This is a genomic window from Mesorhizobium sp. ESP7-2 (genome assembly GCF_020164715.1).
GTDB lineage: Bacteria > Pseudomonadota > Alphaproteobacteria > Rhizobiales > Rhizobiaceae > Mesorhizobium.
Genome location: NZ_JAIUGQ010000008.1, coordinates 131,975 through 151,547 on the forward strand (window position 1 = coordinate 131,975; position 19,573 = coordinate 151,547).

Consider the following 19,573-nt stretch of genomic DNA (forward strand, 5'->3'; position numbering starts at 1 on the left):
GTAAAAAAATGAAAAGACTTATTATTCCAGTTCTGGCCGGCGCGATGTCGCTGGCCGCTTTCCAGGCAATGGCCGCCGACAAGGTGACCTTGCAGCTGAAATGGGTCACGCAGGCGCAGTTTGCCGGCTACTATGTCGCCAAGGCCAAGGGTTTCTATGACGCCGAAGGCCTCGACGTCGACATCAAGCCGGGTGGCCCCGATATCGCGCCAGAGCAGGTGATCGCCGGCGGCGGCGCCGATGTGATCGTCGACTGGATGGGCGGCGCGCTCGCCGCGCGCGAAAAGGGCGTGCCACTGGTCAACATCGCCCAGCCGTTCAAGAAGGCTGGCATGGAGCTGGTCTGCCCGAAGGACGGCCCGATCAAGAGCGAAGCCGACTTCAAGGGTCATACGCTGGGCGTCTGGTTCTTCGGCAACGAGTATCCGTTCTACGCCTGGATGAACAAGCTTGGCCTAAAGACCGATGGCGGCCCCGATGGCGTCACCGTTCTCAAGCAGAGTTTCGACGTGCAGCCGCTCATCCAGAAGCAGGCCGACTGCATCTCGGTCATGACCTACAATGAGTACTGGCAGCTGATCGACGCCGGCTACAAGCCCGAACAACTCACCGTCTTCAACTACTCGGCCATGGGCAACGACCTGCTCGAGGACGGGCTCTATGCGTCGGAAGACAAGCTCAAGGATCCAGCCTTCGAGGACAAGATGGTGCGTTTCGTGCGCGCTTCGATGAAGGGCTGGAAATACGCCATCGACCACAATGACGAGGCTGCTGGCATCGTCATGGATGGCGGCGGCCAGGACGAGAACCACCAGAAGCGGATGATGAGCGAAGTCGCCAAGCTGATCGACAATGCCGATGGCAAGCTCGATCCGGCGACCTACGAGCGCACCGCCAAGGCGCTGCTCGACCAGAAGATCATCACCAAGGAGCCGACCGGCGCCTACACCACCGCCATCACCGACAAGGCGGTCAAATAAGCCCGGCAGGCGCGATCAACAGCGCCTGCGACCGTTTTGACGGCTGACACCAAAAGGGGGCGGGCGACCGCCCCTTTCCATTCGCTCCGATCACAAAACCGTGTGCGGGGATACATTATGCCAACCAGCCGTTGCATTGAAGCATGCGCGCGTCGGGGGACCGTGACGGATGCTTGTTGCAATCGGAGGTTCTTCATGCGCGCACACTCCTTCCTGCCGGCGCTATCGGCGCTCGCCATTTCCACCGCTTTCCTGTTCGCATCACCGGCCATGGCCGAGATGGTAAAATACAAGGCGACCCTGGATGGCGGCCAGCAGAGCCCGCCCGTCACCACCAAGGGCAAGGGGACGGCCACTCTCACCTTCGACACCACGAAGAAGAAGCTCAGCTGGAACGTGAAGTATTCCGGCCTCAGCGGCCCGGCGGTGGCCGCGCATATCCACGGCCCGGCGGCAATGGGTGAAAACGCGGACCCCGTGATCCCGTTCAAAGGCAAGCTCAAGAGCCCGATCAAGGGGTCGGCGACGCTGACGGATGCGCAGGCCGCTGATCTGGAGGCCGGCAAATATTACGTCAACGTGCATACGGCGGCCCACAAGGACGGCGAGATCCGCGGTCAGATCGAAAAGGCGATGTAGGAGGAGCCGAAGGAGCCGAAGCCCAGCGGGACTGACGGGCGCGCCAGGGAATTCAGCCTGGCGGCCCTCAAACCTTGTCGCGTATCTGGGTCATCGTCCGGGTCGGCGTGATTGCTTCGGGATCGAGCCTAATCTCGACGATCGCCGGCTTGCCGCTGGTTCGCGCGCGCTCGAAGGCAGGCGCGAAATCAGCTGTCTTCTCGACCGTCTCGCCATGGCCGCCATAGGCGCGGGCAAGTGCCGCGAAATCGGGGTTCTTCAGATCGGTGCCGACGACACGCCCGGGATATTCGCGCTCCTGGTGCATGCGGATGGTGCCGTAAATGCCGTTGTTGACGACAATCACGATGATCGGCAGGTTGTACTGTACGGCGGTGGCGAATTCCTGGCCGTTCATCAGGAAGCAGCCGTCGCCGGCAAACGCAACCACGGTGCGCTCCGGATAAAGCGCCTTGGCGGCGACCGCCGCCGGCGTGCCGTAACCCATCGAGCCCGACGTCGGCGCGGCCTGCGTGCCGAAGCGGCGGGAACGGTGGAAGCGATGAACCCAAGTCGCATAATTGCCGGCGCCATTGGTCAGGATGGTATCGTCGGGCAACACTTTTTCCAGATAGTCCATGATCGGACCCATCTGCACCGCGCCGGGGCCGGTCTGTGGTGGCGTCGACCATTCGAGATAGGCAGCGTGATGCCTGGGTGTCTCGGCCGCCCATGATGGCGTTCCGGCCGGCTTGCGCTTGGCGAAGGCCTCGACGAAAGCCGCTGGCGAGGCGTTGATCGCCAGCGTCGGGCGGTAGACCCGGCCGAGTTCGCCGGCATCGGCATGGACATGCACCAGTGCCTGGTCGGGATAGGGGCTTTTCAGCAGCGTGTAGTCGGAAGAGGGCATCTCGCCCATGCGGCCTCCGATCAGCAGCACGAGGTCCGCCTGCTTGATCGCTGTCGCCAGCTTCGGATTGATGCCGATGCCGACATCGCCGGCATAGTTCGGATGGAGGTGGTCGAACAGCATCTGGCGCCGGAAGGAACAGCCGACAGGAAGCGACCAGGCCTCGGCAATCTCATGCATCCGCGCCACGGCGTCAGCGTTCCAGCGCGTGCCGCCAAGGATGACGATGGGACGCTTCGCGCCGGCAAGCAGCGTCTCCAGTGCGTCGAGTTCGGCCTCGCCGGGATAGGTCTCGACCGGCGTGTGCGGAAGTGCTTGCGGCGCTTCGACGATGCTGGTCAGCATATCCTCCGGCAGCGAGACGACGACCGGGCCGGGGCGGCCCGACGTCGCTATCGCGAAGGCGCGGGTAACGAATTCGGGGATGCGCGAGGCGTCGTCGATCTCGACCACCCATTTGGCGATGTCGCCGAAGAACCTGACGTAATCAACCTCCTGGAACGCTTCGCGCTCCTTGGCGTGGCTGGCGACCTGGCCGATGAACAGGATGAGCGGAACCGAATCCTGCATGGCGATGTGGATGCCGGCGGAAGCGTTGGTGGCGCCGGGGCCGCGGGTGACGAAGCAGATACCGGGCTTGCCGGTCAGCCGGCCCTGGCAGTCGGCCATCATGGCGGCGCCGCCTTCCTGGCGGCAGACGATGGTGCGGATCGAGGAGTCATGCAGCGCGTCGAGCACCGCAAGGTAGGATTCGCCCGGCACGCAGAAGATACGGTCGGTGCCGTTGGCTTCGAGGGCGTCGACGATCAGTTGTCCACCGGTCTTCATTTCCCAGACTTCTCCAGTTCGGCAAGGATTTCGTCAGTGTGCTCGCCAAGGCGCGGCGAGGGGCGCTCGTAGACGAGCGGCGTTTCGGACAGCACCATCGGCGCGCGCACCGACGGCAGGCGATTGCCATGACCGTCGTCGAGATCGAGCCGCATGCCGCGGGCAATGGTCTGCGGATCGGCGAACATCTGGCCGATCGTGTTGATCGGGCTTGCCGGCACGCTGGCGGCTTCGAGCTTCGCCAGCAGCGGATCGCGATCAAAAATCTTCAGCGCCTCGATGATGCGTGCGCGAAGTTCCACGCGGTGGGCGACGCGGGCCGGATTGGTGGTGAAATCGGGATTGGCCGGCAAATCGTCCAGCCCGACCGCAGCGCAGAATTTGGCGAACTGGCCGTCATTGCCGACAGCCAGGATGATGTGGCCGTCCCTGACAGGAAGCACTTCGTAGGGGGCAATGTTCATATGCGCATTGCCCATCTGCACCGGCGACTTGCCGGAAACGAGATAGTTGAGGTTCTGGTTGCCGAGCGCTGAGATTTGCGTGTCGAACAGCGCCATGTCGATGTGCTGGCCTTCGCCGGTCTGTTCGGCATGGCGAAGCGCGGCCTGGATGGCGATGACCGAATAAAGGCCGGTGAAGATATCCGAGATGGCGACGCCGGCCTTCTGCGGCTCGCGGCCGGGCTCGCCGGTGATCGACATCATGCCGGCCATGGCCTGGATGATGAAGTCGTAGCCCGCGCGTGGCGCATAGGGCCCGTCCTGGCCGAAGCCGGTGATGGAGCAGTAGACCAGGCGAGGGTTGATCTTGCGAAGGCTGTCATGGTCGAGTCCGTATTTCTTCAGGCCGCCGAGCTTGAAGTTCTCGATCAGCACATCCGCCGTCGCGACCAGCCGGCGCACGGTCTCGGCGCCTTCCGGCGTCGAGAAATCGATGGCGATGGAGCGCTTGCCGCGATTGCAGGAATGGTAATAGGCGGCCGACAGGTTCTCGCCGTCATGGCTCATGACGAAGGGCGGACCCCATTTGCGAGTGTCGTCGCCGCCGTCGGGGCTCTCGACCTTGATGACATCGGCTCCGAGATCGGCAAGCAACTGCCCGGCCCAGGGCCCGGCAAGAATGCGGGCGAGTTCGACGACGCGGACGCCTTTCAGCGGGGGTTCGGCCATAAATCACCGTGTTTGCCGCAATCATCCTGATTGCTGCGAAAGCAGAGCCTCTATCAAGCCCGGCAGCGGCTGTCACGGTCCTTGCAATGGGCCAACCCGTCACGCTTTCAAGACAGTGTCCGCCCAGGCGGCGAAATCGTCCATGATGACGTCCCGGTTCACGTCGTTCAGGCTTTCGTGGCGGGTGTCGGCGTAAACCTTTGAAACCAGATTCGAAAAGCCTATCCTGCGCATGCGGCTGGCGAGATGGCTGATGCCTTTGCCGTAGTCCGAGGCCGGGTCCTTTTCGCCGCCGACGATGGCGACAGGGATGTCGCGGCGAATGGCGGCGAAGCCTGCATCCTTGCCGCCGTTCAGCGCCATGGCGATCACATCGCGCCACATCGAAATGGAGGCATCCCAGCCGCAGAGTGGATCGGCGATGTATTTCGCCACCTCCGCCTCGTCGCGCGACAGCCAGTCGAACAGCGTGCGATGGTTGGGCACCGCCTTGCCCCAGGCCTGGAAAGTCAGTTTCGGCAGCAGGCGCGACGGGACATCGGAGCCCAGCCGCATCCGTTCCCAGGCGAGAATACCGAGCGCCACCTGGCCGAGCAGGCCTTGCGAGAAATTGCCGTTCCAGATCGCCGCCGCATGAACGCGGCCAGAGTGGCGTAACAGGTAGTTCAGCGCCACGGACGCGCCCATCGAGTGGCCGAAAAGGATCACCGGCAGGTCAGGCTGCTCCCGGGCGATGAGATCGTGGACGGCGTCGACATCGGCGACCACCTTGGCCGGGCCGTCCATGTCGGCGAATCTGCCGAGCGGCGCATCGGGCGCCTTGGTCGCGCCATGGCCACGGTGGTCATGAACATAGACATGGAAGCCCTGGGCGGCCAGGAAACCGGCGAAGCGGTCGTAGCGCGCGGCATGTTCGGCCAGGCCATGATTGATCTGGACCACCGCGCGTGGAGAACTGTCGGCCTGCCGGACGAACAGATTGAGGTCGGCGCCGGTCGGCGAGCGAACCACGCGCTGCTGGCTGAATGGCATGCCCGCTGGTCTCCCCCTGGCTCCGCCCTCGTGATGTCCAACCTGTGCGCCGGTGCCAGATTTGCGTCAATCGGACCTGCCGACTTTTCCGCGACGATCTTTCTTGCCACCGGCCTGCAAAATATCGCAATTCTGACATGGAGACAGCTTCAGTCTGTCGCCCACTTTCCAGCAGGGGATTCTCCATGCGCGTTGCTGCTGTTTTCGGATTGGCCTTGCTGGCGGGATCGCTGGCAGGCGCGGCGCATGCCGACGTCAAGATGAGCGGCACCTTCGTGGCCGACGCTGCCTGTCCGGCGACGCAGGCGATCAAGAACGGCAAGAACCCCGGCAGTGTCTCGACCGATGCGGGCAAGACCTACCAATTGCTGGCCGGCAACAAGGACGCTCCGACCCACTACCTCATCCTGGTGCCGGGCGCCGATCCCGAGCGCCGCTGGGTGAAGGTGAGCTGCGGTCATCTCTCGGGCAGCAGTGCCGCGACCGTGCCGGCTGCACCGAGCGGGCAAGGCAAGCCCGCGCCCGCGGGAAAGCCCGAATATGTCTTCGCGTTGAGCTGGCAGCCGGCCTTCTGCGAGACCAAGTCGAACAAGACCGAATGCAAGGCGCAAAATCCCAGCGAGTTTGATGCCACCAATTTCACACTGCACGGCCTGTGGCCGCAGCCGAACGGCAATTTCTATTGCCAGGCTTCGGCCAGCGACAAGGCCAATGACAGTCCGGCCCACTGGCAGGACCTGCCACCGGTCAACCTCGATGCGGACACCCGCACCGAGCTCGACAAGGTGATGCCGGGCACCGCCTCGAAGCTGGAACGGCATGAATGGATCAAGCACGGCACCTGCTACGGCAAAAGCCAGCAGGAGTATTTTTCCGACGCCCTCCATCTGATGCGTGAGGTCAACAGCTCGCCTGTGCGCGACCTCTTCGCCAAAAATATCGGTGGCAAGCTGACAGCGGATCAGATCCGCGGTGCCTTCGACCAGGCCTTCGGCGCAGGGGCGGGGGACCGGGTGCGTGTGTCCTGCCTTATCGATCCGTCGAGTGGCCGGCGGCTGATCGGCGAACTGACGCTCGGCCTTGCCGGTCCGATCGGCCCCAACAGCTCGCTCAAGGACCTGCTGCTGGCCTCGGTGCCGACCAACAAGGCCGGTTGCCCGACCGGCACGGTTGATCCGATCGGCTTCCAGTAAGCGCGGGATCGCCAATTCCGGGAAGCCGTCGCGGAGGGAGCTAGACCTGAGCGGACCTGGTCCAGGCAATGGCGGCGTCGGCCCCATGCCCACCAGGTTCACCGACGACGCGGTCGCGACCGGTCGATTTCGCCTTGTAGAGGCGCTGGTCGGCAAGCGCGAACAGGTCGGCCAGGCACTGTGTCGTTTCGCTGACGGTGGAAACACCGGCGCTAACGGTCAGTTCGAAGCGGCTGGTGGCGGCCGATGCCTTGAGCGCGGTGCGGACGCTTTCGCCAAACAGCCTGGCGACGGAATGCGGACGCGAACTCAGGATGGCGAATTCCTCGCCGCCGATCCGGAACACCTGATCCTCGGCGCTCGCCGCTTCGCAAAGTACGCCTGCGACCGCCTTCAGCACCTTGTCGCCTTCGGCATGGCCGAATCGGTCGTTGATCGACTTGAAGTGATCGACATCGACGATGAGCAGGCTGAGCGGCCTCGCCGTGCGCAGGCTGGACTGGACGGCGGCTTCACCGTCGGCATCGAAGCGTCCCCTATGCAGCAGGCCGGTGAGGCCATCGCGGCCGACATGCTCGACCAACGCCTCATAGCGTTCGCGATAGGTCAGCGTCTCGAAAATGTCGGTCAGCCCGCGCGGCATCTGGACGTCCCGGACCTCGAACCATTTGAGATAGGCGACCAGCATGGCGCTGAAAGTCAGCGCCGCCGCCATCTTGGCGAACCAGCCGCCGAAGAAGACGGCGATCGGCGCGCCGGCAACGAAATGCAGCGCGGTGAAGAAGCCGGCCTGATCGAAGGTAAGCACGCAGGCGACCGAAACCAGAATGCGCGCGAACTGCGCCTTGCGCAAAGTGCGCCCAAGTTTTTCGTAGAGCAGGATGATCAGGATGGCGTCGATGACCAGCAGCGTCGTGCCCCACACCATCAGCCAGCCCATCTCGTCGATGAAGCCGATGTCGGGGAGCCGGCCATCGGGAAGTGGTGCGACGGCGTGCAGGCGAAGCAGCAGCACTAGCCCGATCATCAGCACATTGCCGAGCAGCAGGCCGTAGATCGGTTGGCGCACGGTGGCGGCGTCTTCCTTGATGTAAAGCAGAAGCAGCATGACCAGCTTTCCCGAAAACATGACCGCTGAGCCTGGCGAGACCAGGCCGAACGGCAGGGCGACGTAAAAGACGCTGGCGAGATAGGTTTCCAGGAAATGCATGACGCCGAGGGCGCAGACGAAGACGCCAAGGCCGATGCGCTTACGGAACCGGAAAAGCGTCACCATGACGCTGAAGTAGACGACCGCTTCGGCAAGGAGCAGGAAACTGTTCAGCAATGCCGTCGATCCGATCTCTCTCTCGAAATCGCGGCAAGCCGGCGATTCCAAACCCGATCCTTTTTTGACCCGCAAGGGTTAACCGGAGATTTCCGTGCGCCATCGACCGGTTGAAAACTTGGCTGTCGGTGCACACATGTCCGTGTGGTTGGCTCGACGTGGCAAAAGCGATTGCCGTTCGGCGCCGCATCGCCTACATAGCGGCCAACCTCCATTCAATTCGGCAAATCCAGTCAGTTTTTCAGGGAAAGCGCGCGTGGCACGCCAGTTCATCTATCACATGTCCGGCCTGTCGAAGGCCTACGGCACCAAGAAGGTGCTCGATAACGTTCATCTGTCCTTCTATCCGGACGCCAAGATCGGCATCCTCGGCCCCAACGGCTCGGGCAAGTCCACGATCCTGCGCATCATGGCCGGGCTTGACAAAGAGTTCCAGGGCGAGGCCTGGCTGGCTGAGGGCGCGACCGTGGGCTACCTCGCGCAGGAACCGCAGCTCGACAACAGCAAGACCGTGATGGAAAACGTCATGGACGGCGTTGCCAGGAAGACCGCCATCATCGAGCGCTACAACGAGCTGATGATGAACTATTCCGACGAGACGGCTGACGAGTCCGCCAAGCTCCAGGATGAGATGGACCGGCTCAATTTGTGGGATCTCGAGCAGCAGGTCGAGATGGCTATGGACGCGCTGCAGTGCCCGCCGCCGGATTCCGAGGTGACCAACCTGTCCGGCGGCGAGCGTCGCCGCGTGGCGCTGTGCCGGCTGCTTCTGCAACAGCCCGATCTGCTTCTGCTCGACGAACCGACCAACCATCTCGACGCCGAGACTACTGCCTGGCTGGAAAAGCACCTACGCGACTATCCGGGCTCGGTGCTGATCATCACCCACGACCGCTACTTCCTCGACAACGTCACCGGCTGGATTCTCGAACTCGATCGTGGCCGCGGCATCCCGTACGAGGGCAACTACACCAGATATCTCGACGCCAAGGCCAAGCGCCTGATCCAGGAAGGCCGCGAGGACGACGCCCGCCAGAAGTCGATCTGGCGCGAGCGCGAGTGGATCCAGTCCTCGCCGAAGGCCCGGCAGACCAAGTCCAAGGCGCGTATCAAGGCCTATGAGGAACTGGTCGAGCAGTCACAGAACCGCAAGCCGACCGACACGCAGATAGTCATTCCGTCGAGCGAGCGTCTCGGCAATGTCGTCATCGAGGTCGAAGGCCTCAATAAGGGCTTTGGCGACGAGCTCCTGATCGAGGATCTGTCGTTCAGGTTGCCGCCGGGCGGCATTGTCGGCGTCATCGGCCCGAACGGCGCCGGCAAGACGACGCTGTTCAAGACGTTCACCGGCCAGGAGAAGCCGGACGCGGGCACCGTCCGCATCGGCGAGACGGTCAGGCTCGGCTATGTCGACCAGAGCCGCGACGCACTCGATGCCAACAAGACGGTGTGGGAAGAGATATCCGGCGGCGCCGAGATCATCAAGCTCGGCAAGCACGAGGTCAACAGCCGCGCCTACTGCTCCTCCTTCAACTTCCGTGGCGGCGACCAGCAGCAGAAGGTCGGTAATCTCTCGGGCGGCCAGCGCAATCGCGTGCACCTGGCCAAGATGCTGAAGACCGGCGGCAATGTGCTGCTGCTCGACGAACCGACCAACGACCTTGATACGGAAACGCTGAGCGCGCTGGAAGACGCGCTGGAAGCCTATGCCGGCTGCGCGGTCATCATCAGCCACGATCGCATGTTCCTCGACCGCATGGCCACCCACATGCTTGCCTTCGAGGGCGACGCGCATGTCGAATGGTTCGAAGGCAATTTCGAGGAATACGAGAAGGACAAGCTGCGCCGCATGGGCGCGGAAGCGGCGGCTCCGCACCGTATGACGCACAAGCGGCTGACGCGGTAAGGCCTTCATTGGGCGGCGAATTTCTCAGGGATACGAGGAGAGCTCAAATGGCTGATTGGTCCGCCGCCCAATATCTGAAATTCGAGGACGAACGCACACGGCCGGCGCGTGACCTCGCGGCCCAGGTGCCGGTGGATTTTCCGCGCCGCGTCGTCGACATCGGCTGCGGGCCGGGCAATTCGACCGAACTTCTGGTCGAGCGTTGGCCGGATGCGCAAGTGAGCGGCTTCGACACGTCGCCTGACATGATCGAAAAGGCGAGGGCACGCCTGCCCGATGTCAGCTTCGACCTCGCCGATGCGTCGACATGGCAGCCGGCCGAGCCCGTCAACGTCATCTTCGCCAATGCCGTGTTCCAGTGGCTGCCCACGCATCCAGCGGTGTTCCAGCGGCTGATGGGTTTTCTGGCGCCTGGTGGCGCGCTGGCGATCCAGATGCCCGACAATATGGGCGAGGATTCGCATCGCCTGATGCGGGAGACCGCGGTGCAAATGCCTTTCGCGGCGAAGATAAAGGGCGCGGCCCGTGCGCCGCTGCCGCCGGTATCGTTCTACTACGACCTTCTGTCGCCGCTCTCCGCTCGGCTCGACATCTGGCACACCATCTACAATCATCCGCTGGCCGACGCCGAGGCGATCGTCGAATGGGTGAAGTCGACCGGGCTGAAGCCGTTCCTCGATCCGCTGGATGCGGACGAGCGCAAACTGTTCCTCGACAGCTATACGGCCAAGATTGCCAAGGCCTATCCGAAGACCGCTGATGGCAAGGTGCTGCTGCGTTTCCCCCGCATTTTCATTGTCGCCAAGCGGGCGGGGTAGGCTGGCGTAAGCCTTGGTTTAAGCCGGCGTAAACCGGCCGAGTGAGAAAAGTGTTGCGCCGAAGCGTTTCGGCGCCCACATGAAGCCGCGATGCCCGCGGACGGGACGGACTGGAAACATGCATCGCGTCATCATCAGCGGCATCGGCGCTGAAATTCCCAAGCCTGTCATCACGAATGAGGAACTGGTCGCCAGCTTCAATGCCTGGGTCGACACGGAGAACGCGCGGCGCCAAGCTGCCGGCGAGGCGCTGCTGCAGAAATCGGATTCCGACTTCATCGTCCATGCCTCGGGCGTGCGCGCCCGCCATGTGATCGAACGGGAAGGTATTCTCGACCCGACCCGCATGGCGCCGCGCATTCCGGCGCGTTCGGACGACGCGCTCTCGCTGCAGGCGGAATTCGGCGTCGCTTCGGCCAGGAAGGCGATCGAGCACGCCGGCATCGCGGCGTCGGACATCGATCTGGTGATCTGCTCGTCCTCGCATCAGCAGAGGCCGTATCCGGCGATCGCAATCGAAATGCAGCAGGCGCTGGGCACAAGGGGTGCCGGCTTCGATATGGGACTTGGCTGTTCGTCCGCGGCGGCTGCGCTGCACATGGCGGTCAATCTGGTGCGCTCGGGCGCGCACAAGCGCATCCTGGTGACCACGCCCGAAATCATCACCGGCCATCTCAATTTCCGCGATCGGCAGACGCATTTCATCTTCGGCGACGCTTCGGTGTCGATGGTCGTGGAGGGGCTCGCCCAGGGTGAGAAGCGGCCGGGCCGCTTCGAGGTGCTGGACACGCGCATCTGGACGCAGATGTCGAACAACATCCGCACCAATCTCGGCTACCACACGCGGACCGCGCAGGACGATCCCTACATGATCAACCTGGAAGGCAACCTCATCAAGCAGGTCGGCAACAAGGTGTTCAAGGAAGTCACCGTCGCCGGGCATAAATTCATCGTCGAATTCCTGGCCGAGCATGGGCTGACGCCACAGGCGGTCCGGCGCTTCTGGCTGCACCAGGCCAATGCGCGCATGAATGCGATGATCCTGAAGCTGGCATTCGGCCACGATGTCGGCCATGACCGCGCGCCCATGGTGCTGGAGCGGCTCGGCAATACGGCGGGCGCCGGCGCCATCGTCGCTCTGTCGGAAAACCATGCCGACATGAAGCCAGCCGATTTCGGCCTGATCTGCGCCTTCGGTGCGGGGTATTCGATCGGCGGCGCGCTGCTGAAAATGCTCTGATCGAGCGTCGCGCCGCGTCAGGCAGGTGCGAAGGGGACCAGCATCGGCACCCGCTTGGCGTAGTCGTCATAGGCGGGGCCGAGTTCGCCACGCAGGAAACGCTCCTCCAGCCTCGCCTTCACGACGACGCCGATGATGAGCAAGGCCGTACCGGCAATGCCCCAGACCGTGCCCTTCGCCGCCATGGTGGCGAGCACCGACAGCAGCAGCCCGGTATAGATCGGATGCCGCACCAGGCGATAGGGTCCGGTGTCGACCACGCGATGATCGGCCTTCGCGGTGACCGTGGCGGACCACAGCCGCCCCAGATGGATGCGCGCCCACCACGCGAAGCCGATGCCGACCGCGACCAGGGCAACGCAGGCCCAGGCTTCGGCAAGGGTCGGCGTCCACAATCTCAGCCTGCCTTCATAGCCATGCGCTGGAACGAACAGCAGGACGGTGCCGGCCAGCCAGAAGACGCGATAGCGAGCCTCCGCCCCGATGGTGGCGCGCTTTTGGGCTGGATCGGCCCATAGGGCAGCCGCCATCCATGTGACCACCCAGATCAACCAAAGCGCTGCGATCGCCGCTCCGGGACGCATGAGAACCTCCGCCGACGGTCTGGTCTTCACCATGAAGCCGACGCAGCGCGGCGGCAATGCGGCGCGGCGCCGTTTTTCGGTAAGAAGGTTGTGATCGAGCGGTCAGCGACTGGCCTCTATTCATTGGAGCAACTGAACATCCACTGCACGCCGAAGGCGTCGACCAGCATACCGAAGCTGCTCCCCCAATATTGCCGGGCAAACGGCACGGTGATCCGGCCACCCTCGGCCATGCGTGCGAAAAGCTCCTGGCGGGCGAAAACCTCTGGCGCTGCTGCGGGCCTATCGAATTCCAGCATCATGGCGGACCCCTTCATCGGCTCCGCGTCGTCATTGTCCGAGGCGTGGAACAGCACACCCGGACCTTCGAAGCGGGCATGCAGGACTTTTCCGCGCATGGCTTCGGTGCGCACCGGCATATTGTTGTCGCCCCAGCGCAGCAGGACCGTTGCCCGGCCAAGACCGCATTGTTCGTAGAAGGCCAGCGCAGGCTCGCAGTTGGTGGTGAAGAACAGCGACGGGGAGAGCCGCATCATCCTGTTCGTCACTGCGCGGCGGCGGTGGCGGCCGCGATGAGCGCGTCGCCGGTATATTGCCTGTCACCGATGCCCCAGCCGCCGTCGGGCGCATTGACGATGTTGATCCAGGTGTTTTCCGGCTTGTGCTCTGGGATACAGAGATCGGCGACGATGCCGGCGGCGGCGGTGATGAAATCCTTGCGGGCTTCGATCGAGCCAAGGGCGATATTGGGCAGCTTCAACTCGACCATAACGACCGGCCGGTTGGCGCCACCCGCGTAAATGTCGCGCGGCGGCAGGATATGGACGGTGCCGCCGACGATCGCGGTGAAGAACGAATTGCCGGTGGCGCCGGAGGCTTCGATGAGGGCAGCGCTCAGGCGCGGCAGGATTTCGCGCTCTCCCGCTGGGGTCAGTACGCCCTCCGGCGCGGTCACGGTGATCGGCATTGCTTTTCTCCTTGGGTTGCACGGCCCTCGCCGGGAGGTCATCTTCCGGTTTGCCTGGTTACGTATCGATTGATATGTTATGAGGGAAAGGTGAGTCAATAGGTTTCGTATCGATCACTATGGAAAACTCGGACAAACCACGCGGCGGCCGGCCGCGCGCATTCGACCCGGACCGGGCGCTCGATGCCGCGATGCATCTCTTCTGGGAGCACGGCTATGAAGCGACGTCGCTGGCCATGCTGCGCGAAGCGATGGGGCTGACGCCGCCACAGATCTACAACGCCTTCACCGACAAGGAGACTTTGTTTCGCAGGGCGTTGACGCGCTACCACGAGACCGAGATAGGCTTCGCGCTGGAAGCGCTGAGCGCGCCGGTGTCGACGGGGGAGGCGATCCGGCGCTTGCTGCTGGGCGCAGCGGCGGCCTATTCCAGGCCCGGCAAGCCGGGTGGCTGTCTTTTCGTCAGCGGCGCGCTGGCGGCCTCGCCGCAGGCGCAAGCCATTGCCGATGAGCTCAAAGCCTATCGCAAGGCGAGCGAGGCGGCGATCGCGGCGCGGCTGGCCAGAGGCAAGGCAGAAGGCGACTTGCCGGAAAACCTCTCCGTCGAAGGCTTCGCTAAATATATTGCAGGCGTCATGAACGGCATGTCGATCCAGGCGCGGGACGGCGCGTCGGTCGAAGAGTTGCGCATTTTGGCCCGAACCGCTCTTGCGGCCTTGCCGGCCGAAGGGCAAAACCAGGGCACGTCATCCAAGGAATGAAGCCATGCTGGATCTCTTTCCCGAGGCTGAAAAGCCGACCGAAATCATTCCGTCGAAGAAGCTTACCGCCCGCGCGGCGGCGCTGTATGTCGCGCCAGCGGACGATTTCCAGACGCGTCCGGTGGACGAATTGCGGCTCGACTTCGACGGCATTTCAGGCGACTTCCATGCCGGACCGACGCGGCGTTCCGGCGGGCGTGAACCCTGGTATCCGCGCGGCACCGAGATGCGCAACGAACGGCAGATATCGATCGTGGCAGCGGACGAATTGGCCATCGTCGCCGAACGGATGGGGCTGGCCGAAATCAAGCCTGAGTGGATCGGTGCCAATCTGGTGATCGAAGGCGTGCCGCATCTGTCGATGCTGCCGGCCGGCACTTTGCTGTTCTTCAAGGGTGGCGTGACCCTCAAGGTCGACGCCCAGAACGGGCCATGCCGCATCGCCGGGCGATCGATCGCCGAAAATGCTGGAATGGCCGACGTTGAAGCCGGCGCGCTGTTGTTTCCGAAGGCGGCGAAAAGGTTGCGCGGCGTGGTCGCCTGGGTTGAAAAGCCCGGCATCGTCAGGGCCGGCGAGCAGATTTCGGTGCGGGTGCCGGAACAATGGATTTATCAGGCATAGCCGCGCGCTCGCGTCGTGGCCGAGGTGGGAGCTACGCCGCCTGTGAGGCGGCGTAGCAGAAGTCGTCGGGCTTTAGCCCTTGCGGTTCTTGTTGGCGCCTTGCGCCATGACGGAAACGTGGTCCCATTTGTCCCAAGTGGCGAGGCGGTTGGCGTATTCCTGGCGTATCATCGGCAGGCCGCCATCGCCGAAGAATACCCGCAGCGGCGGCTCGGCCGCATCGACGATGGCCAGCATGGCCGGACCGGTCGCCTCGGGATCGCCGGCGACCGAGTTGGCGCGGCGCTCGGCCATCCTGGCGCGGGCAGGCGCATAGGCCTCGATCGGCTTGGAGACCTTGGCCGATGCTCCCGACCAGTCGGTGGAGAAGCCGCCCGGCTCGACCAGCGTGACATGAATGCCGAATTCCGCGACCTCGATGCTGAGTGACTGGCTGAAGGCTTCCAGCGCCCATTTCGAGGCATGATAGAGGCCGAGCGAGGCAAAGGCGTTGACGCCGCCGATCGACGAGATCTGGATGATGTGGCCCGACCGCTGCGCGCGCATGATCGGCAGGGCGGCCTGGGTGACCCAGAGAGCGCCGAAGACATTGGTCTCGATCTGATCGCGGGCTTCCTGCTCGCTGACTTCCTCGATGGCGCCGAAATGGCCGTAACCGGCATTGTTGATGACGACGTCGAGCCGGCCAAAGCGCTTGTGTGCTTCGGCGATTGCGGCATCGACGGCTTTCTTGGCGGTGACGTCGAGCTGAATCGCAGCGACGTTGTCGCCATATTTTGCCACGAGATCGGCGAGCGTGCCGACGTCACGGGCGGTCGCGGCAACGCGGTCGCCGCGCGCCAATGCGGCCTCGGTCCAGACGCGGCCAAAGCCTTTCGACGATCCGGTGATGAACCAAACCTTTGATGTCATGATGTGGAATCCTTGCCCCTGCGGGCACAATTTCTGGATGAAAGCGGAGGCTTCTCCGCTTTCGGGCATATACGGCCTGTCCCGTGATTTTCCAGAGGCGGGGGAAATCTTTTTGAACCTGGGGCTTTCCCGTAGAACAAGAAATCGTGTGGATCAGGGGTAATTCACCAAACTCGACCATGCCGGGTCGTCGTGCTTTTGCCAGTAGAGCGCCATCAACCGGCTGGTGATCGGCCCAACCTTGCCGTCGGCGACGTCGGCACCGTCGATCTCCGTCACCGGCATGATGCCGCCGGCGGTCGAGGTGACGAAGACTTCATCGGCTGCCTTGAGCGAGGCTACGCTGACATCGGCGGCCTTCGCGGTGAGCCCTTCCTCGCCACAGAGATCGAAGACGGTGCGGCGACTGGCCGTCGAGGAAGGCAATGCCTTCGGGATAGGTGTTGGGGTCGACATGGCGGTCGCTCACCACAGGCAGCGGCGGTGTATCCTGTGCGATTTGGCTCATCGGGGGCTCCTTGCCATCGCGTCACAAGCTATCGGCGGCAGGCCGAGCGCATAGAGCCAGTAGCCCGACTTCAGTCATCCTCGAGATGAAGATCCGGCCTGGCAATAGCTTCATTCCTCCTCGTCATCGGCGTCGAGCAGGCGGGTGGCGCGCCAGCGCGTGAGCACGATGTTGGTCCGCTCGATGACGAAGAAGCGCGCCGAGTCGCGGTCATAGCCCTCGGCCAGCAGCTTTTCGTAGTCGGTGTGCATGTGACGGATATGGGCGATCGTCGCCAGCCACACCGCGATCGTCGGCGGCAAGGTCTTCATATGCACCGAGCCGGCGTCGGCGCGGATCTTCTCCATGTCGGCATAGGGTGCCAGCGGCAGGAGTGTTGTCAGCGCCTTGGCGATGGCGCGGCGGCGACCGGTCGGCGCGGTCATCGCTCCTCGCGCCCCTCAACGGTCGCCTCGGCAATGGCGTCGGTCGAGGCGAAATAGGGTTTGATGTCGATGACCGGCGTGCCGTCGAGCACGTCGATGGCGTCGAGGTCGATGCGCCCGGTGGCAATGTCCAATCCGACGAGCTTGGCTACATGCAGGCCGATCGGGTTCGGCCGGGCTGGGGAGCGCAGGCCGAATACGCCTTTTGCTTCAGCCGCATGGCGAGGTTTCTGCACGATCAGATTCCGTGGCGCGTGATGCAGCCAGGACAGGATGACGACGTGGCTGGCGCGTTCCAGGCCTCGCAAGCCGCTGCGATAGGGCGCGTCGATGGTCAGCGCCGCCGGCTGTCCCGTCTCGCGCGCGGCGCGCATGTTTTTCGGGCAGCTTTCCCGGGTGGTCCAGGGCGAGGCGATGCGGCCGATGAAGACGATGCCGCCGTCAGGAGGCATCATTGCCGGATCCTGGTCCAGTCTCTGCTCGCCTTCGCGTGCCTCGAACATCTCACGCGGTTCAGTCATTGCCTGTCTCTTAGCTGGTTCATGCCATTGTCTCGAACCGCTAGACGTTTCGGGGTGACCTGGACCGGGAAATCACGCATGCGGCATTTTCTGGTCCGGAAGCGACATAGCGCTTGCAAGACTGCCAAAATCGACATAAACATATGTTTATATCTTTTTCAAAGAGAATACGCTGATGCATGTCTCGCTCGACACCATGGTGGATACGCTGAAGGCGGCGGCCGAATCCAGCCGCCTGCGCATATTGGCATTGTTGTCGCGCGGCGACCTCACCGTTTCCGACCTTACCGAAATTCTCGGCCAGTCGCAGCCGCGTGTCTCGCGACACCTGAAGCTGCTGCTCGAGGCCGGGCTGATCGGCCGCTACCAGGAAGGGTCGTGGGCCTTCTTCCGACTGTCGGACGCCGATTCGGCACGAGACTTCGTGATGGGGCTGGTTTCCGGCATTCGCGGAGCCGACCCGCGGGTAGAGCGCGATCTGGAGCGGCTGACCTCGGTCAAGCGCAAGCGCCAGGACCGCGCGACCGCGTATTTTTCGCAGAACGCGGCGAGTTGGGATCACATCCGATCGCTGCATGTGCCCGACCGCGCCGTAGAGGCCGCGATGCTGAAGCTGGTCGGCAAACGGCCGTTCCAGTCCATGCTCGACCTTGGCACCGGCACCGGGCGGCTGCTCGAAATCTTCTCGCCACTCTACCGGCGCGGCATCGGCATCGACATGTCGCGCGAGATGCTCACCGTGGCGCGCGCCAATCTCGACAAGGCCGGCGTCTCGAATGCGCAGGTGCGGCAGGGCGATATCTTTTCGCCGCCGGTCGAGCGCGATGCTTTCGATCTCGTCACCATCCACCAGGTGCTGCACTATCTCGACGATCCGGCCCGGGCCATCCATGAGGCGGCGCGGCTGTTGCGCCCGGCGGGCCGTCTGGTCATCGTCGATTTCGCGCCGCACGCGCTGGAGTTCCTGCGCGACGAGCATGCGCATATGCGCCTCGGCTTTTCCGACCGGCAGATCGGGGAGTGGTTCTCCGAAGCCGGCCTCGATCTCGAAGATGCCCAGGAATTCGAACCGCGCGGCGGCAACGAGGCCAGGCTCACCGTAAAACTTTGGCTTGGTCGCGACCGGCGCCTGCTGATCGCCGATCCTGCCAATGCCAGCCAGCAGACCAGAGTGAGCTCGATAGGGGAAATCGCCTGATGAACCAGTTTCGCTTTTCCCGCCGTCCCGATATCGGCGACAAGGTCAGGGTTTCGTTCGAGTTCTTCCCGCCGAAGAACGACGAGATGGAGGCCAGGCTGTGGGATACGGTCACGCGGCTGGAGCCGCTGCGGCCCAAATTCGTCTCGGTGACCTATGGCGCGGGCGGTTCGACGCGTGAGCGCACGGCGCGCACCATCGGCCGCATCCTGAAGGAAACCAGCCTGACGCCAGCCGCCCACATGACCTGCGTCGATGCCGCTCGCCATCAGGTCGACGCGGTGATCCAGGAATTCACCGACATGGGCGTGAAGCGCTTCGTCGCCTTGCGCGGCGATCCGGCGGAAGGCGTCGGCGCCGCTTACCGGCCGCATCCGGACGGCTATGCCAATGGCGCCGAGCTGGTCGGGGCGCTGAAGGACGCCGGCGATTTCGACATCTCGGTTTCGGCCTATCCGGAAAAGCATCCGGAAAGCCCTGACTTCGCCACCGACATCGACATGCTGAAGCGCAAGGTCGACAATGGCGCGACGCGGGCGATCACCCAGTTCTTTTTCGACAATGATCTCTACGAACGTTACGTCGAGCGCGCGCGCCGCGCCGGCATCTATATCCCGATCGTTCCCGGCATTTTGCCGGTGCATAATTTCACCCAGGTCGCCAATTTCTCGGCGCGTTGCGGCGCGCTGGTGCCGGCTTGGCTGGCCGAGCGCTTCGAGGGACTCCAGAACGATCCGCAAACGCATGCGCTGGTGGCTTCAGCCGTGGCGGCCGAACAGGTGCTGGACCTGGTCGAGCGCGGCGTCGGCGATTTTCACTTCTACACGATGAACCGGGCCGATCTGGTGTTCGCCGTCTGCCACATGATCGGCATCCGCTCGCATGAGGCGGAGGTGGCTGGTTCCGCTGCTGCATAAGGGTCGGCTGGAAAAGCAAAAGGCCGGGTAAAAACCCGGCCTTTCGAATTGGTTAGACTGTTTGGTGCTGGTCTTCCCCGTCTTGGCGGGTTCAGGGAAGGACGCCGATAATGAGGGCGCCGATGAAAGCAAAC

At 63.5% G+C, this 19,573-nt stretch carries 20 protein-coding genes and 1 pseudogene; 10 read left to right on the top strand and 11 right to left on the bottom strand.

From position 1 onward, the window contains the following. Positions 1-8: 8 nt before the first annotated feature. Together LB543_RS10790 and LB543_RS10795 are read left to right on the top strand one after the other, a co-directional pair. The gene (locus LB543_RS10790; protein WP_224614083.1) at positions 9-980 is read left to right on the top strand and encodes an ABC transporter substrate-binding protein; all 972 of its coding nucleotides are present in this window, start codon (positions 9-11) and stop codon (positions 978-980) included. Positions 981-1,175: 195 nt separating this feature from the next. Then, a complete protein-coding gene (locus tag LB543_RS10795) occupies positions 1,176-1,619 on the top strand; it encodes a CHRD domain-containing protein (RefSeq protein WP_140759003.1) in 444 nt (147 codons plus the stop codon). Between the two features lie 67 nt (positions 1,620-1,686). Here LB543_RS10795 and LB543_RS10800 read toward each other — a convergent pair whose 3' ends face one another. The 3 genes from LB543_RS10800 to LB543_RS10810 form a co-directional block, all read right to left on the bottom strand. After that, positions 1,687-3,336 (bottom strand): thiamine pyrophosphate-binding protein, encoded by a 1,650-nt coding sequence (locus tag LB543_RS10800; protein ID WP_224614084.1) that lies wholly within the window; start codon positions 3,334-3,336, stop codon positions 1,687-1,689. Then, positions 3,333-4,508 carry a CaiB/BaiF CoA transferase family protein gene (locus LB543_RS10805; protein ID WP_224614085.1) on the bottom strand — a complete coding sequence of 392 codons (1,176 nt, stop codon included), beginning with the start codon at positions 4,506-4,508 and terminating at the stop codon, positions 3,333-3,335. The genes LB543_RS10800 and LB543_RS10805 overlap by 4 nt, the downstream gene beginning before the upstream one ends. Before the next feature lie 99 nt (positions 4,509-4,607). Continuing rightward, a complete protein-coding gene (locus tag LB543_RS10810) occupies positions 4,608-5,540 on the bottom strand; it encodes an alpha/beta fold hydrolase (protein WP_224614086.1) in 933 nt (310 codons plus the stop codon). Positions 5,541-5,725: 185 nt separating this feature from the next. On the opposite strand from LB543_RS10810, the gene LB543_RS10815 reads away from it, so the two are divergent. After that, complete coding sequence (locus tag LB543_RS10815; RefSeq protein WP_224614087.1) at positions 5,726-6,733, top strand: ribonuclease T2 family protein; 1,008 nt, start codon at positions 5,726-5,728, stop codon at positions 6,731-6,733. Positions 6,734-6,773: 40 nt separating this feature from the next. On the opposite strand, the gene LB543_RS10820 is transcribed toward LB543_RS10815, so the two are convergent. Next, positions 6,774-8,060, bottom strand: a complete 1,287-nt coding sequence (locus tag LB543_RS10820; RefSeq protein ID WP_224614116.1) for a sensor domain-containing diguanylate cyclase — start codon at positions 8,058-8,060, stop codon at positions 6,774-6,776. Positions 8,061-8,316: 256 nt separating this feature from the next. On the opposite strand from LB543_RS10820, the gene ettA reads away from it, so the two are divergent. From ettA to LB543_RS10835, 3 genes are all read left to right on the top strand, one after another. Then, positions 8,317-9,966, top strand: coding sequence for an energy-dependent translational throttle protein EttA (gene ettA / locus LB543_RS10825; RefSeq protein ID WP_140758998.1), 1,650 nt, complete (start codon positions 8,317-8,319; stop codon positions 9,964-9,966). Positions 9,967-10,013: 47 nt separating this feature from the next. Next, the gene (gene tam / locus LB543_RS10830) at positions 10,014-10,784 is read left to right on the top strand and encodes a trans-aconitate 2-methyltransferase (RefSeq protein WP_224614088.1); all 771 of its coding nucleotides are present in this window, start codon (positions 10,014-10,016) and stop codon (positions 10,782-10,784) included. A gap of 118 nt (positions 10,785-10,902) precedes the next feature. Further along, positions 10,903-12,024 carry a beta-ketoacyl-ACP synthase III gene (locus LB543_RS10835; RefSeq protein WP_224614089.1) on the top strand — a complete coding sequence of 374 codons (1,122 nt, stop codon included), beginning with the start codon at positions 10,903-10,905 and terminating at the stop codon, positions 12,022-12,024. A gap of 17 nt (positions 12,025-12,041) precedes the next feature. On the opposite strand, the gene LB543_RS10840 is transcribed toward LB543_RS10835, so the two are convergent. From LB543_RS10840 to LB543_RS10850, 3 genes are all read right to left on the bottom strand, one after another. Next, on the bottom strand, positions 12,042-12,608 hold the full coding sequence (locus tag LB543_RS10840; RefSeq protein WP_224614090.1) for a methyltransferase family protein: 567 nt from the start codon (positions 12,606-12,608) through the stop codon (positions 12,042-12,044). A 116-nt stretch (positions 12,609-12,724) separates the two neighbouring features. Next, positions 12,725-13,141 carry a glyoxalase/bleomycin resistance/extradiol dioxygenase family protein gene (locus LB543_RS10845; RefSeq protein WP_224614091.1) on the bottom strand — a complete coding sequence of 139 codons (417 nt, stop codon included), beginning with the start codon at positions 13,139-13,141 and terminating at the stop codon, positions 12,725-12,727. A gap of 11 nt (positions 13,142-13,152) precedes the next feature. Continuing rightward, on the bottom strand, positions 13,153-13,575 hold the full coding sequence (locus LB543_RS10850; protein WP_224592100.1) for a hypothetical protein: 423 nt from the start codon (positions 13,573-13,575) through the stop codon (positions 13,153-13,155). Positions 13,576-13,694: 119 nt separating this feature from the next. Between LB543_RS10850 and LB543_RS10855 the strand changes: the two genes are divergently transcribed. Then, positions 13,695-14,336, top strand: a complete 642-nt coding sequence (locus LB543_RS10855; protein ID WP_224614092.1) for a TetR/AcrR family transcriptional regulator — start codon at positions 13,695-13,697, stop codon at positions 14,334-14,336. Between the two features lie 4 nt (positions 14,337-14,340). Then, positions 14,341-14,958: an MOSC domain-containing protein gene (locus LB543_RS10860; RefSeq protein ID WP_140758992.1), complete on the top strand. Its 618-nt coding sequence runs from the start codon at positions 14,341-14,343 to the stop codon at positions 14,956-14,958. Between the two features lie 72 nt (positions 14,959-15,030). On the opposite strand, the gene LB543_RS10865 is transcribed toward LB543_RS10860, so the two are convergent. The 4 genes and pseudogenes from LB543_RS10865 to tsaA form a co-directional block, all read right to left on the bottom strand. Next, a complete protein-coding gene (locus LB543_RS10865; RefSeq protein WP_224614093.1) occupies positions 15,031-15,870 on the bottom strand; it encodes an SDR family oxidoreductase in 840 nt (279 codons plus the stop codon). 153 nt (positions 15,871-16,023) lie between these two features. After that, positions 16,024-16,296, bottom strand: a pseudogene (locus LB543_RS10870) (aminotransferase class IV); the annotation flags it as partial. A 192-nt stretch (positions 16,297-16,488) separates the two neighbouring features. Further along, entirely contained in the window at positions 16,489-16,803 is a 315-nt protein-coding gene (locus LB543_RS10875) for a DUF2293 domain-containing protein (RefSeq protein ID WP_140758989.1), read from the bottom strand. Then, on the bottom strand, positions 16,800-17,324 hold the full coding sequence (tsaA, locus tag LB543_RS10880; RefSeq protein ID WP_224592108.1) for a tRNA (N6-threonylcarbamoyladenosine(37)-N6)-methyltransferase TrmO: 525 nt from the start codon (positions 17,322-17,324) through the stop codon (positions 16,800-16,802). The genes LB543_RS10875 and tsaA overlap by 4 nt, the downstream gene beginning before the upstream one ends. Positions 17,325-17,499: 175 nt before the next feature. On the opposite strand from tsaA, the gene LB543_RS10885 reads away from it, so the two are divergent. Continuing rightward, the gene (locus LB543_RS10885) at positions 17,500-18,522 is read left to right on the top strand and encodes an ArsR/SmtB family transcription factor (protein WP_140811934.1); all 1,023 of its coding nucleotides are present in this window, start codon (positions 17,500-17,502) and stop codon (positions 18,520-18,522) included. Further along, positions 18,522-19,439, top strand: coding sequence for a methylenetetrahydrofolate reductase [NAD(P)H] (gene metF / locus LB543_RS10890; protein WP_140758986.1), 918 nt, complete (start codon positions 18,522-18,524; stop codon positions 19,437-19,439). Before LB543_RS10885 ends, metF begins: the two co-directional genes overlap by 1 nt. Positions 19,440-19,573 lie beyond the last annotated feature (134 nt).

Excerpts from the sequence above, each read along its gene's own strand:
- LB543_RS10815 (WP_224614087.1), top strand. The coding sequence starts at position 5,726 with ATGCGCGTTGCTGCTGTTTTCGGATTGGCCTTGCTGGCGGGATCGCTG.
- LB543_RS10795 (WP_140759003.1), top strand. The coding sequence starts at position 1,176 with ATGCGCGCACACTCCTTCCTGCCGGCGCTATCGGCGCTCGCCATTTCC.
- LB543_RS10850 (WP_224592100.1), bottom strand. The coding sequence starts at position 13,575 with ATGCCGATCACCGTGACCGCGCCGGAGGGCGTACTGACCCCAGCGGGA.
- LB543_RS10790 (WP_224614083.1), top strand. The coding sequence starts at position 9 with ATGAAAAGACTTATTATTCCAGTTCTGGCCGGCGCGATGTCGCTGGCC.
- LB543_RS10840 (WP_224614090.1), bottom strand. The coding sequence starts at position 12,608 with ATGCGTCCCGGAGCGGCGATCGCAGCGCTTTGGTTGATCTGGGTGGTC.
- tsaA (WP_224592108.1), bottom strand. The coding sequence starts at position 17,324 with ATGACTGAACCGCGTGAGATGTTCGAGGCACGCGAAGGCGAGCAGAGA.
- LB543_RS10855 (WP_224614092.1), top strand. The coding sequence starts at position 13,695 with ATGGAAAACTCGGACAAACCACGCGGCGGCCGGCCGCGCGCATTCGAC.
- metF (WP_140758986.1), top strand. The coding sequence starts at position 18,522 with ATGAACCAGTTTCGCTTTTCCCGCCGTCCCGATATCGGCGACAAGGTC.
- LB543_RS10810 (WP_224614086.1), bottom strand. The coding sequence starts at position 5,540 with ATGCCATTCAGCCAGCAGCGCGTGGTTCGCTCGCCGACCGGCGCCGAC.
- LB543_RS10885 (WP_140811934.1), top strand. The coding sequence starts at position 17,500 with ATGCATGTCTCGCTCGACACCATGGTGGATACGCTGAAGGCGGCGGCC.
- LB543_RS10800 (WP_224614084.1), bottom strand. The coding sequence starts at position 3,336 with ATGAAGACCGGTGGACAACTGATCGTCGACGCCCTCGAAGCCAACGGC.
- tam (WP_224614088.1), top strand. The coding sequence starts at position 10,014 with ATGGCTGATTGGTCCGCCGCCCAATATCTGAAATTCGAGGACGAACGC.
- LB543_RS10865 (WP_224614093.1), bottom strand. The coding sequence starts at position 15,870 with ATGACATCAAAGGTTTGGTTCATCACCGGATCGTCGAAAGGCTTTGGC.
- LB543_RS10805 (WP_224614085.1), bottom strand. The coding sequence starts at position 4,508 with ATGGCCGAACCCCCGCTGAAAGGCGTCCGCGTCGTCGAACTCGCCCGC.
- LB543_RS10835 (WP_224614089.1), top strand. The coding sequence starts at position 10,903 with ATGCATCGCGTCATCATCAGCGGCATCGGCGCTGAAATTCCCAAGCCT.
- LB543_RS10860 (WP_140758992.1), top strand. The coding sequence starts at position 14,341 with ATGCTGGATCTCTTTCCCGAGGCTGAAAAGCCGACCGAAATCATTCCG.
- LB543_RS10845 (WP_224614091.1), bottom strand. The coding sequence starts at position 13,141 with ATGCGGCTCTCCCCGTCGCTGTTCTTCACCACCAACTGCGAGCCTGCG.
- LB543_RS10875 (WP_140758989.1), bottom strand. The coding sequence starts at position 16,803 with ATGACCGCGCCGACCGGTCGCCGCCGCGCCATCGCCAAGGCGCTGACA.